This is a genomic window from Bradyrhizobium sp. SZCCHNR1017 (genome assembly GCF_032381375.1).
Lineage (GTDB): Bacteria > Pseudomonadota > Alphaproteobacteria > Rhizobiales > Xanthobacteraceae > Bradyrhizobium.
On the sequence record NZ_JAUHIR010000015.1, the window covers coordinates 1 to 12,954 of the forward strand.

The 12,954-nt window shown below is 60.3% G+C and carries 7 protein-coding genes and 2 pseudogenes; 6 read left to right on the top strand and 3 right to left on the bottom strand.

The window, feature by feature from the left end; genetic code table 11:
• Window positions 1-323: 323 nt before the first annotated feature.
• The 3 genes and pseudogenes from QW863_RS28520 to QW863_RS28530 form a co-directional block, all read right to left on the bottom strand.
• Window positions 324-647 carry a hypothetical protein gene (locus QW863_RS28520; RefSeq protein ID WP_315718470.1) on the bottom strand — a complete coding sequence of 108 codons (324 nt, stop codon included), beginning with the start codon at window positions 645-647 and terminating at the stop codon, window positions 324-326.
• A gap of 220 nt (window positions 648-867) precedes the next feature.
• A pseudogene (locus QW863_RS28525) lies at window positions 868-1,635 on the bottom strand (S1 family serine peptidase); the annotation flags it as partial.
• A gap of 18 nt (window positions 1,636-1,653) precedes the next feature.
• Window positions 1,654-5,043 (bottom strand): caspase family protein, encoded by a 3,390-nt coding sequence (locus tag QW863_RS28530; RefSeq protein WP_315718472.1) that lies wholly within the window; start codon window positions 5,041-5,043, stop codon window positions 1,654-1,656.
• A gap of 658 nt (window positions 5,044-5,701) precedes the next feature.
• Between QW863_RS28530 and QW863_RS28535 the strand changes: the two genes are divergently transcribed.
• The 6 genes and pseudogenes from QW863_RS28535 (at window position 5,702) to QW863_RS28560 (ending at window position 12,953) form a co-directional block, all read left to right on the top strand.
• The gene (locus QW863_RS28535; RefSeq protein WP_315718473.1) at window positions 5,702-6,457 is read left to right on the top strand and encodes a hypothetical protein; all 756 of its coding nucleotides are present in this window, start codon (window positions 5,702-5,704) and stop codon (window positions 6,455-6,457) included.
• A gap of 473 nt (window positions 6,458-6,930) precedes the next feature.
• The gene (locus QW863_RS28540) at window positions 6,931-7,080 is read left to right on the top strand and encodes a hypothetical protein (protein ID WP_315718474.1); all 150 of its coding nucleotides are present in this window, start codon (window positions 6,931-6,933) and stop codon (window positions 7,078-7,080) included.
• Between the two features lie 374 nt (window positions 7,081-7,454).
• Window positions 7,455-8,635 (top strand): annotated as a pseudogene (locus QW863_RS28545) (inorganic phosphate transporter).
• Window positions 8,563-9,306, top strand: a complete 744-nt coding sequence (locus QW863_RS28550) for a CorA family divalent cation transporter (protein WP_315769389.1) — start codon at window positions 8,563-8,565, stop codon at window positions 9,304-9,306. Before QW863_RS28545 ends, QW863_RS28550 begins: the two are co-directional and overlap by 73 nt.
• Before the next feature lie 81 nt (window positions 9,307-9,387).
• Complete coding sequence (locus tag QW863_RS28555) at window positions 9,388-11,313, top strand: hypothetical protein (protein WP_315769391.1); 1,926 nt, start codon at window positions 9,388-9,390, stop codon at window positions 11,311-11,313.
• Between the two features lie 11 nt (window positions 11,314-11,324).
• Window positions 11,325-12,953 (top strand): PEP/pyruvate-binding domain-containing protein, encoded by a 1,629-nt coding sequence (locus QW863_RS28560; RefSeq protein WP_315769393.1) that lies wholly within the window; start codon window positions 11,325-11,327, stop codon window positions 12,951-12,953.
• Window position 12,954: the final 1 nt, after the last annotated feature.

Consider the following 12,954-nt stretch of genomic DNA (forward strand, 5'->3'; position numbering starts at 1 on the left):
ATCGCCAGCTGACAGGCCCGGCTCCAGCCGGCGAACGCGGTGGGCCGCCAGCTACACCACGCTTGGGGACACGATCCAGCAAGCCGGAGCGACCTGATGAGCAGGTATGGCCACAAATAGTGCGGTGGGTCGGCCGGTTGGTCGATCACCCGCGCATTGTCTTTCGGACAGCGCTCGACGATTGAGCCCTTGACCCCGATAACCCCGTGCACGAGCGCACCATCGATCGCCTGCACTGAGAAGAGGTATGTTCCGGACTTGCCCGGAGCAAGCTTTTGCTCGAATTTCCACTCACCCCGCGGCTCCCGCCACGATGCCAGCAGCTATCCATCTGGATCAAACAGCTCGATCGCTATCGTTCCTTGCTCAGTCGCAAGCCAAAGCGAGATTACGTGCTCAGCGTACGGCGCCACCGACAACTCGAACTTTTTCGGTCCGTCCGATGTAACGACATATGGAACGAGGAACTTCTGCTGCCCAAGATCGGCGCTGACCCGATTGGTCTCCTGAGCGAGCCGCATCTCGCCGGCCGTCGAAGCCCGCGAGGCGTCCGGCTCGGAAATACTCTCTTCCGCAGCCGCACTAAAGCCAGAGCCGTACGCGAGGAAGAGTCCAACGATCGCAAGGAATCCACGAAGCTTAGACATCGCGACCTCATTCCGCAAAACCGGACACCGGAACGATTGCGCTGAAGAAACAGCCCGGCCTATTCTCGACAGGTTACCTGACTTGCTGCGACGGATGTCCACCGTGGCAGCTCAAGACCGCAATTACCAATATCGAACCCGTTTCCTCCGGGCTCTTAGGATCCGAAATGCAGTTCGCAGACGACCTAGATCAGTCTCTATCAGAGGAAATAACACGGTCAATCCAGTCCCGGTAGGCGCTTACTCGGGTATAGACGCCATATTTATGCTGCAGGGCGCAGCCCTCGCCGAAAGAGACCACGCCAACCAAGATTGCCCTGCCATTCAGACGCCAGACAAGGGGCCCACCGCTGTCTCCACCGCAGGAGTCCTTTCCACCTTTCGCATAGCCCGCGCACATCATGCTGGGCTTGATGGCGCCGTTATATGAGTTCTCGGCGTTGCATGTGGCATTGTCAACGTAGGGCACCGTCGTCATGCAAAGTGTGTCGGATGGCGTCCCTGTCTCAGTGATACCCCAGCCTGTAACTTGAAGGATCTGGCCGACGGAGAGTTTCTGGTCATTTTCGATGAGATCGATCTGCTTCCCTTTCGGCGTGCTTCTTAGTTTTACCAGCGCAAGATCGTTCTCTTGAGTTTTGGCATTATAATCTTCATGTCGAACAACGCGCGCAATCTCAGTCCACTCGCCGTCGAGGACAATATTGGTCACGCCTGTTTTGGCGCGGCCATCGCGAGGCTTGTCGGGTGTGGGAAAGCAATGCGCCGCTGTCAATACCCACTTCCCGTAGATGATTGAGCCCCCGCACAGGTAAGTCTTGCCGTCGGGGTATTTCACATTAAAGGCAACTTGCCAGTTATGGTCTTCGATGCGGCTTGGCTCACAACTGATGATGCGTTTTTCGAACGGGTGGATCTCCTCTTGCGCCGCAGCCTGGGGGTTGACGACGAGAAGGCCTATCGAAGCTAACGCGAATCGCATGGGCATGGCCGGTCTCCTTGCCACTCAATTCAGCCGTTGCACATCCTTGGCGGGGACATAGCCCTTCGCAACTCCGTGCCTGGCGATCTTGGTCCAGCTACCCAGAAACTCGATGACTTGAACTTCCGTGCAGCCGACCCCGCTCTCATTCAGGATCTCAACTGGACTTTCCTCTTCCGGAGACGCCTTGGAGCGCACCTCGATCTGGCTACAGATGACGTATTTGCCGGGCTCGACGTCGACCGGTTCGAAAGGCGGCGGTGGAAAGCCAGAGGGAGGAAGGCCAACCGGAAAGTATCCACCGATCTTATTGTAAACTTGTTGCTCTCTGTTCAGGAGCTGGCTGAGGCGCTTCACCTCGGGCTCGACCAGACGATCGATCGCCTTCACGTCAAGCAACTCGTTTCCCGGTTGCGGCTTGGCCAAGGCTTCCAACACTGCATAAGTGAGTACTCCATGACCAAGCGCATGTCCCTCCAGAGCGGCGTCCCTAGATGCAGTGAATACGCTCTCACCAATGGCGTGCTGCAGGCGAGTGGCTAGCGATTCCTGTACAATTCGCTCAGCATCCATCGCGCGCACGGTGCCGATAGCTCCCCAGCTCTTACAGGTATCGACGATGACCAGCTTCTTGGAGACTTGGACTTCCGCTATCCAGCGAGCCCAGGTCTCGATCCCGATGCCATCGGTCTCGACCGTATGCTCGCCGCCAAGTTCGGCGTCGCTTGGATAGTAGAAGTAACGCGGGACGACAATATCACCCTGTCGAGATTCGACCGATTCGCCGTGACCCGCGAGCAGTACGATCAAGGCGTCCTGGCGCCGCACCCGCTTAGCGAGATCCGCAAAGGCCAGTGAGATATTGTCTTTGATAGCACGCTCTTGCGTCAGATCGATAATCTCGACGGGCTTCTCATATCCGCCCGCTTCGGCCACGTTCTTAAATGCTTCAGCGAGCGCGCGCACGTCGTTAACAGGAAAGTCGAGATGCTTCAGTTGGTGTGCTTTGTAGTCATTAACGCCGATCTCGACGATGAACATGCGCGAGCGTGGTTCGGTCTCCTTGCTCTGCACGCCGAAGCGATTAATCTTGATCGGGTAAGGTTCGGTCGCAAGCAGATCTGCTCCATTGTAAGCCGTAACTGTAACGATGTTGTCCTTGCTAGGATCAACCTTGATTCCTTGAGAAACCGCAATTGGCCCCCTTGCATCCTTTGCATCTCGCAGCTCAGAAGGCTCGGTCTCGCCAACGGGCGTTCCGTTCAGGCGCCAGATTAGCCGTCGGCCGATACCTTTGCCAATTGTATGAGAGAGTTGCACCGTTACTTGGATGGTTTCGCCAGCTGCATCGGTGCGCAATTCCAAATGCTCGATTTTCGGCACGGGTCCGGAATCCAGAATCTTCTCCAGGTCGAGTCGAGCCTCCGCACTTTGATAGCGGCCCGTCACATCGCCTGTTAGTCGTTCCTGCACAAGTTCCGGAGCGTAGAGCTGGTCATAGAACTGCATCACCGAGTAAGTCTTGAGACCCCGAACGACCGCGAGCAATTTGTCAGCCCCATGGTCTGATGCCGCAAAGAAGCCAGCCGGTGTAATGACAAGCCATTCCCCGGTATCGTCTGCCAGCATTGCAACGAGCTCTGACCGTTTTCCGGGCTCCTTGCTCGTGATCGTCGGCTCCAAATCCCAGAGTCGGACTGTACCGTCCCAGCTCCCTGAGAGCGCCTGCCTGCCATCAAAGGAGAATGATATAGAGGTGACCATAGCCTTGTGGCCGTTGAGGCTTCTGAGTTCACGTCCACTAGCCACGTCCCACAGCTTCACTGTACCGTCCGCGCTTCCCGAAAGCGCCATCTTGGAATCGCGAGAGAGGGCAACCGCGATGATCGATTCGACATGGCCGGAGAAAGTCCTGAGCTCACGCCCCGAAGCGACGTCCCAAAGTTTCAACGTCTTATTGAGACTCCCCGAAAGCGCCTGCCTGCCGTTAGTGGAGAAGGTCGCAGATGAGATCACCTCATGAGAGCCGGCAAAGGTCCTGAGAATGCGCCCGCTGCTGAGGTCGAGGAGCTTTAATGTACGTTCGCCCAAGAGGGAGTCGCCTAATAGCGCCAGCTTACCGTCGGGAGAGAAGGCCACCGCCGTGACGGTGACTGGAACGACGAGGCTCTTAAGCTCGCGGCCGCTCGCCACTTCCCAAAGTTGAATAGTCCCCCAGAAGCACCAGGATAGCGCCAGCTTACCATCCTCAGAGAAGGCCAAGGACCAAACAAGCGGACCCCCTGTACGGCGATCAAAGGTCTTAAGCTCGCGCCCAGTCGCCACGTCCCAGAGTTTCAGCGTCCTGTCCGTGCTTCCCGAGAGCGCGAACTTGCCATCCGGCGAAAACGCAACGGACTCAATCGAGCCCGTGTGACCAGTGAACCTTCGCAGCTCCCGTCCTGAGACCACATCCCAAAGCTTCAGGGTGTTGCCGTTGCTGCCAGAGAGTGCCAACTTGCGATCTGGCGAGAAAGCCACCGAGTGAACCTGGTCCGAATAGCCGGCCAAGCTCCTAAGCTCGCGCCCCGACGCGAGATCCCAAAGTTGCAGCACGCCGTCCGAGTTCCCCGACAACGCCAGATGGCCATCCGAGGAGAAGGCTATGGCAGAGGTGAAACCATGACCCGAGAAGCCTTTGACCTCATGCCCGGTCGCCACGTCCCACACTCTCAGGGTCTTGTCGCTCGCCAGCGCCATGCTGTCCGAAAGCGCCAGCGTGCCATCAGGGGAAAGGGAAACCGAGTAAAACTCGTCCGCTTGCCTGGCAAAGCTCTTCAGCACGTGCCCCTTACCTACGTCCAACAGCTTCAGTGAGCCTCCTGTGCAAAGCCCATCCCGGTCTAGCGCATCGCAGCCGCCCCACAGCGCGAGCTTGCCGTCTCGCGAGAAGGCGACCGAATTCGTACTCCAATTAATATGACCGAAGAACCGTCTCAGCACCTGCCCGCTTGCCACGTCAATCAGTTCTAGAGAACTTCTCAGGCACGTCCCGCGGACCAGCGCGTCGCAGCCGCCCCACAACGCCAGCCTGCCGTCGCTTGAGAAAGTTGCAGAATTGAGTAGGGTCGCGTGGCTGCGAAAGCTCTTGATCTCGCGCCCGGTTGCCACGTCCCAGAGCTTCAACGTCTTGTCAGCGCTTGCTGACATAGCCAGACTACCGTTGGACGAGAAGGCTACGGCAATGACGGCGTTCGTATGGCCATCAAACCTCCTGATCTCGCGTCCCGTTGCCAGGTCCCAGAGCTTCAATGTCTTCCATCCAGCCGACAACGCCAGCGCCCCATCGGGAGAGAAGGCGACGGCGGTCACGCTTTCCGCCTGACCGTTAAAGCTCCCTATTTCGCGCCCCGTCGCCAGCTCCCACAGTTTCATGTCGTCGCCTGCGGAAAGCGCCAGCGTGTCATTGGGGGAGAATGCGACCAGGGAGATTGATTTCGTATGGCGGAGTTGCGTTACGACCCTTACGGGCGGACTTTCCGAAGCGGACGTTTCGATGGCTCCCATCCATAAGAGCGGAGCCATTCCAAACGCAACTAGCGAAACGAACGTCCGCGCGTGCATTTCCTCGTCTCCAAACAGTTGCCATTTAGTCAGGAGCGCTTCAGTTCCGCCGTCATGCTATTTGCGAACCTATTCAGCGCTTGTTCGCTGCGGATGGAAGCAAACTGCGGCAGGCTCGCGATACTTCTACTCCTCCAGAAAAAGTGCCGGGGATGTCATCACACGGGGACGAAGGCGCGTTGATGCAGATCAACATATGGTTGAAATCGGCTTCGGGAACGCGGAGGAAGTCTGTCGTCAAAAACAGCATCTCGGCAAGCAGCAGCGCCGCCGATCGAAGACGATGCCTGTGTCATTTCTATCACTGATTGCATTTATCCATTCGCAGGATAAAACTCCCGGTTGCCAGAGGTGCTTCCATTGATACGTTCTCGCAGTTGTCTCCGACGCGGTGCTTGCTGTGCGATCGATATTTGGTCCCCTTGCGGTCTGTCTGTTGGTGGGTGGTTGCGGGTCGGTCCTGCCCGTGATGGATTTTCGTCATCCCGAAGGCAACCGTTTTGACACGTTCGTTGAGAGCGTCGCCCAACACGTCCGGTGTGAACTGAGGCGCGCCATAAGGGCGAACGTCTATCGCGATCCGAAACGGCTCGCCGTGCTGCGAGGCTGGGCCGCCAAGATCGCGCTGAACCTGAAGGCGGTCGACGAGGGCTCTGTCAATCCATCCATAGCGGGCTCCAACGTGCCCATGAGCTTCGTTTTCACGGCGACCGGCCAATACAAGGGGGACGCGACGCGGGAGATGACGATGACGTATTTCCTTCTGTTTAGTGAGTTGCTCGACGAGGCTGATCCGGCTGCGCTGGATGCCAATCATATGCCCGTGCCTTGCCGGACGGCGAACGATGGGCTGGCTCCAATTGGAGGCGACCTGGGCATAGAGCAAACATTGCAGTCCTCCCTAAGATCCTGGGATTCGATGTATGTCCTGTCCGATCAGGTTCAGGGGGGGCCATTCGACACGATCAGCCACCACGTTCAGTTCGTCGTCGTCGCGGGTGGAACTGCAACACCTACATGGAAGCTCGTCAGGGTAGCGATAGATCCGTCGGGGACATTGCTGAACATAAATCGCACCACGACGGACGATTTGCTGATCACCATGGGGCCGACACAACTCGGGTCAAGGAGAGTCGCCAAGGCTGAGCGCCTGCCTTCAACGGAGCTCGACCAATCGTTTTTCACCGAGAGGCTCCGAAGTGCAATCCGGCCGCCAGGTCAATAGCGGGGCATCTCGATGAAGCTATCTCCCTCAGACGTCGCGCTCATGTTGTTCGTCGCGGCAATCGGAAACGGATTTGCACAAGCTGCGCCGAAAAGTCTTCACCCCGGCCACAGCTGTGTCAGCCATGCTCAGATCCCGATGAGCCGAGCGGTCGCGGCGGCGAATGGCTGGACGTGTATAAATTGTAATGGCGAGCTGCTGCCCAAGTCTCTTGCAACGCCCGACAAGAAATGGGGCCCTCCCTACGTGGTCGACAGGATATGTAAGGTCTACGTCAGTCCGCAATCAAACACCTGGTATGGGGACGGATCAACCTGCGCCTTTTCTTACGTCAAGGGCGCTGATCCCTGCTGATCATGAGGGGCTTCGCGCGTGCATAAGCCACGTCGCCGCCGTCTGGCGCAGCGTGTGCGGCGAGATATTCCCCGCCTGCAGCGGCGCGCTATCCGTGGCAGGTCTCAGGCCTTCTCGGAATGTCGGTCAAGGTGCTGCTCGACACCTTCGGCCATCATCATCCCGGACTGCATGCGCGAGGCCGCGGCCGCGATTACCTCGAGGGATCGCAAGCAGAACGTATCGGTGGTCGAAACGGTGGTTCACCTCGAAAAACACTTGGCGCGTGAGCCGTAAACTCTTGAGCTCATTGGTGGGCCCGGCAGGACTCGAACCTGCAACCAGACCGTTATGAGCGGCAGAAGATCAATCGGCTCCGTTGATCTTGCTGCGTTTTCATGCTGGATGGATCGCGTTCGTTGTGTTTTGTCCTCGTTGTTTCTGGTGCGAAACTGGTGCGGTTCCCGGGAAGGCCCAAGCAAGCCAGATCATTCTTGACTGCTGATTCTTAGTCAGCGGGTCCTAGATCCGATGCTTCGCGACCCACTCTCCAGCGAGGTTACCCATCAGCTCAAAAGAGGCTGTGTTGTGCCGGTGCGACCGCGTGTCATCTGCGCTTTAAATCCGCGCTTCACTATCGGGCTCTCGAGTAAAGGCGAGCGAGATGGCCGATATCACCCTCAACCAAGCCGTCGGAGACGAACGGCCGATCGAGCCGACCGGACGGCCGAACCTGGACAAGGGCTTCAACCCACTGACCTTGATTTTCTTCCTCGGCATTCTTGCCGCGGGACTGCTGTTCGTGGCCTACAGCATCTATCTCGACGTCGACGCCACGGGCGTCAGGTGACTACATACCTTCCTTATATACTGCTGTTCGTCAGCGCTGCTGATTGCGCTCGGCTTCGAATTCGTCAATGGCTCCCATGACACTGCCAATGCGGTGGCCACTGTGATCTATACTCATTCGCTGCCGGCCGAGTTTGCCGTGATGTGGTCCGGCTTCTTCAACTTCCTCGGCGGGCTGCTCTCGATCGGCGCGGTGGCGTTCGGCATCGTCTCGCTGCTGCCGGTCGAGCTGATCCTCCAGGTCGGGTCGAGCGCCGGCTTCGCTATGGTGTTCGCGTTGCTGATCGCAGCCATCCTGTGGAATCTCGGTACCTGGTATTTTGGCCTGCCGGCCTCGTCCTCGCATACGCTGATCGGATCGATCATCGGCGTCGGCATCGCGAATGCGCTGCTGCGCGGCCGCGACGGCACCCCGGGGTGGACTGGAGCAAGGCGATCGAAATCGGTTATGCGCTGCTGCTGTCGCCGCTGGTCGGCTTCATCTGCGCCGCGGCGCTTCTCTATCTGCTCAAATTCCTCATGTACCTGACCTCCGAGGCGATCCGCTTCCTGATGAAGGACAAGGAGAACGATCTCAACAAAGACGAGATCGCGACCCTCAACGCGTACAAGGCCTCGCTCGACAGCGTCACCAAGTTCATCCCGACCTGGGTCAAGATCGCGGTCGCGATCGCGCTGGGGCTCGGCACCATGATCGGCTGGAAGCGCATCGTGATCACGGTCGGTGAGAAGATCGGTAAGTCGCATCTGACCTATGCGCAGGGTGCCTCGGCCGAGCTGGTCGCCGCTGCCACGATCGGCGCTGCCGACGTGTTCGGTCTGCCGGTCTCCACCACGCACGTGCTGTCGTCCGGCGTGGCCGGCACGATGGCGGCCAACGGCTCCGGGCTTCAGATGTCGACCGTGCGCAACATGTTGATGGCTTGGGTGCTGACGCTGCCCGCCGCGATCCTGTTCTCGGGATCGCTCTACGTGATCTTCAGCCGGATATTCTGAAGATGCGCGCTGACAGAGCGGCCCTCGCTGCTGTGACCGTGCCGCCTCTCGAAGGACTGGTGTGGGCCTTCCGCTTCACGGCGGATGGCACACCCCAGGCGCTGGGCCACGACGTCCCGCTGCATCTCGACCATGAAGGGTGGTATTGGCTGCATTTCAATCTGGCCGATGCGCGGGCGTTGCACTGGCTGGCCAATGCCGAGCTGTCGCCGGCTGCCCGGGCGCTGCTGCTGTCGAAGGAGACCTATCAACAGTTGCACGGATCCGACGCATGCGTGCACGGCGTGATCGCCGACCTGGCGCGCTATATCGGCGGATCCACCGAAGAGGCGGGATTGCTGCGCTTTGCGATGACCGAGCGTCTGCTCATCAGCGGACGTCATCAGGCACTGCATGCGGTCGAGGTGACGCGACGTGCGATCGAAGGCGGTCAGCGGGTTCAGAGTGCAGCCGTGCTGTTCGAGCAGATCGTCGAAGACGTCGCCGAAGCCATGGAGCGCATCATCGAATATGTGATGCATCCAGGTGGCGGAAGGCTCGATCCCAACAACGCAGACTCGGCGAATTCCAGATGCGATCGTATTCGGCCTGCGCACGACCACGGCGTTCTGAACAGGCAATACATCCTCATGGCCAAGCCGCGGATGCCGCGCGCTCGATTTCGAGTGTGACAATTTCATGAATGATCCAGCGCAAGACCTTTGTGGTCGATGGCTGTTACGAAGCGCTTCATCAGACTGCGACATCAGCCCATGAAGACAGACATCGTCAAAGAGCTCGGACAGTCCGACATCCTGTTGCCGCAACTGGTTGCGGAAGGCTTGGCGGCGAACGATCGCATCAAGCTCCGTCTCAGTGCGCTGCAGGCGGCGGCACAACATGCAAAGCAACCGCGCGGTAACGTGCCTGATCTCTCGATGGAGAGTCGCGCCGCCGGAATTGCGCCTGCCGCGCTGGTCACGCTGATCAGCGGAGCTCATCTCGCCGGCGACGACAAGGTCGTTGCACCGGGACTGGCGCCTTTGCTGAAGAGCATCGAGGGCGATATCGTCGCGATGATCAGCGCGGCGGCCGCTGGCGATCCGGCCGAAGGCCAACACTTCGAAAAGCGCCTGGCTTCGATCCGCAGCGCCGGTCATCTCGACGCGACGCCGGAAATCGAGATCGCCCGCATCGGTCGTCTTACGGGCGTGGACCATGAAGGGCCGGACAGCCTCCATCGGCTGGTGATGGATCTGCACAAAGCTTTGAACGGTCTGGCCGCAAGTCAGTCAGAGGCGGTCATCGCGGGGGCCCATGTGTTCGGCATCCAGGACTCCGATCGCGCTCCGATCGCGAGTTTCATGCGTGGCCTCAACGAGACACGACCGCTCAAGTTCAACCATCCTGGGCTGGATGCGACCGCGATACGGGCGGGCGATCGCCTGGTGATTCAGAACGACATCGGCACCACCGATGCCCATGTGATCGTCATCGTCGTAACGGCAAGTACTGTCACGATCACCTATACCGACATTCATCTTGCGCGCGCGAAATTCTTCGTGTCGCTGTTCGATGGTCGGCCGCTGAAATGGAGCGGGTTGGACAAGCATGCCGCCGCCGGACTCGAGGACGACGGGACCTTCTATCTCATCACCGGATCCTACGAGTATGGCAGGCCTGATGATCGAGACGAATTGCTCGCCGTCATCGGTGCGTCGCTGGTGTTCTTGATCGACTGGAACAAAGCCCGCAAGCTGCTGCGCAGCTGGGTCGCGAAGAACGATGCGGTACGGATCCTGGAGTGGGCGGCTCGCCAGCGGATCGGCCACCGCGGCTTCCTGGAACTCGGCGGCAACGAACTGCTCGGTGCAGCCGTTCGTAGTGCGGCTCCCACGCGCATCGGCTTCGGCGAGAGACTCGATCAGGTGCTGGGACGGGACGGCGCGGTCAGCTTCCTCAAGATGGCATTGCAGATTTCGACCGAGGCTCTGCTTGGAGGTCAGTCCTCGCGGCTGGCGCGTGACCGGATCGGCGCCGACCTCGTCAGGCATCTCGATCGCGTCGATAGCGCACTGCTTGCCATGGTACTCCGACAGATCGGCCTATCGCGCGATGTCGCTGCGCTCGTTCTGCAATCCTTGTCCATGATTGATCCGGATCCGGTCGCAGTCAGACAGCTAGCGGAACGGGCTGGCCGGATCGAGCGCAAGGCCGACAAGATCGCCATCGAAGCGCGTGCTGAAATTGCACGGCTCAATGCGAAGCCAGTCATCGGCGAGCTCGTTGATCGCATCGAGCAGACGATCGACGAGCTGGAACAAGCCGCGTTCATCGCGTCTTTGGCGCCGGGGCCGATGAAGCCGGAGATCAGATCCGCGCTGGGAAGTCTGGCCTCCATCACCGTCACTGCAACTGAGCAGGCGGCGTCTGGACTGGCTGCCGCCGCAGAGGTCCAGGAAGGCCGCCGCGCGGATTCGGAGGATGCGCTTGCGGCCGTTGCCCGGCTGATGGATGCGGAGCATGAGGCCGATGCCAGGGAGCGCGAGATCACCGCGAGCGTGTTCTCCGGCGGGCTCGACGTCGCCGCATCGCTGGCTGCGCTGGAGCTCGCGCGAGCGATCGAGCGCGCAACCGATTGTCTGGCGGGCTTCGGCCACCTGCTGCGACGCTACACGATGAGTGACCTCTCGGCTTGAGGAATGATGTGATGATGATCGTACGGATCGGTGATGGCCGACGTGAGCTGCCCACGGCGGAAGACATCGGCGCAAAAGGGGCCAATCTGGCCAGAATGGCGGCGCTGGACTTGCCGGTTCCGCCTGCCTTCGTGCTGCCCGTGCAACTTTGCGCGGACGTGGTGGCCGGGAAGGGCCACGCAACGCGCCAACTGGTCGAAGGACTGAAGGAGGGGATCGCCTTTCTCGAGCAGACGACCGGAAAATCGTTCGGCTGCTCCCGCAACCCGCTGCTCGTCTCGGTCCGCTCTGGCGCCGCGCGGTCGATGCCCGGCATGCTGGACACTGTTCTCAACGTCGGCTGTACGTCCCGCGCCGTGCGCGGTCTCATTCGCGCGACCGGACGGCTCCGCCTGGCATGGGACTGCAGGCGGCGCCTGCTCGAGAGCTACGCCGAAACGGTCCTCGGGATCGATCCCGCTCCGCTGGCCGAGCGTCTGAACCAGATGATTGCTGCCGAACGCGTCAGCAACGATCGCGAGCTGGACAGCGAGGCGCTCGAGCGCCTGGCTTCCGATGAGCGCAAGCTCTTGGAAGATTTCGACGACGACGGCTGGCTGGAGGATGCCGCGCTCCAGCTGGAACGTTCGGCACGAGCCGTCTATCGATCCTGGACCAGCGAGCGGGCACAGACCTATCGCGGCCTGCAGGGGATGGAGCATCTGAAGGGCACTGCCGTCACCGTGCAAGCCATGGTCTTCGGTAATGGCGGCACGTCGTCCGGTGCGGGTGTCGCATTCTCGCGCGATCCCTCGACAGGAGCGCGCGAGCCGGTGATCGACGTGCTGTTCGATTCGCAGGGTGAGGACGTCGTGTCCGGCCGACGGACGCCGGAGACGGAGGCGGCTCTCGTGCGGGCGCTGCCGGCGGTGGCGGAGCAATTGCGCGCCACGCTCAAGCGGCTCGAGGGCGAATTTCGCGATGTGCAGGACGTGGAGTTCACGATCGAGGAAGGCCGGCTGTGGATCCTGCAGACACGAGCAGCGAAGCGCACCCCGTACGCTGCGACCCGCATTGCGGTCGATCTGGTGCATGAGGGGCTGACCACGCGCGCGGAGGCGATCGGAAGGATCGAAGGTATCGACCTCACCGCGCTCACGGAGACCTCGCTTGTCGCAACCGGGCAGCCCGCAGCCGTCGGAATTCCGGCGTCGAGCGGCGTCGCAACCGGACGAGTTGCATTCGACAGCGCTTCCGCAGAGCGGCTCGCGGCATCGGGCGATCCAGTCATCCTGATGCGTCATGACACCAGCACCGCTGACGTCGCCGGTTTTGATGCAGCCGCCGGGATCGTCACCGCCGTGGGTGCTCGCACCGCACATGCGTCGCTGGTCGCCCGACAGATGGGCAAACCATGCGTGGTCGGGTGTGGCGCGATCCGGGTTGATGGCGAAGCTCGTCAGGCGCACATTGGTGAAGCGGTCATTTCCGCAGGTGATTGGATCACCGTCGACGGCAATGCAGGCTGCATCTATCTCGGTCGCTGCGAAATCGTCGCGCGGCGGCCTGAAGCCGAACTCGCGGAGCTGGCGAGCTGGCGCAGCTTGCAGGATTCCGAGTTTGACGGAGCGAACGTGGTCGCGGCGGCACCGGCTGCCTGAT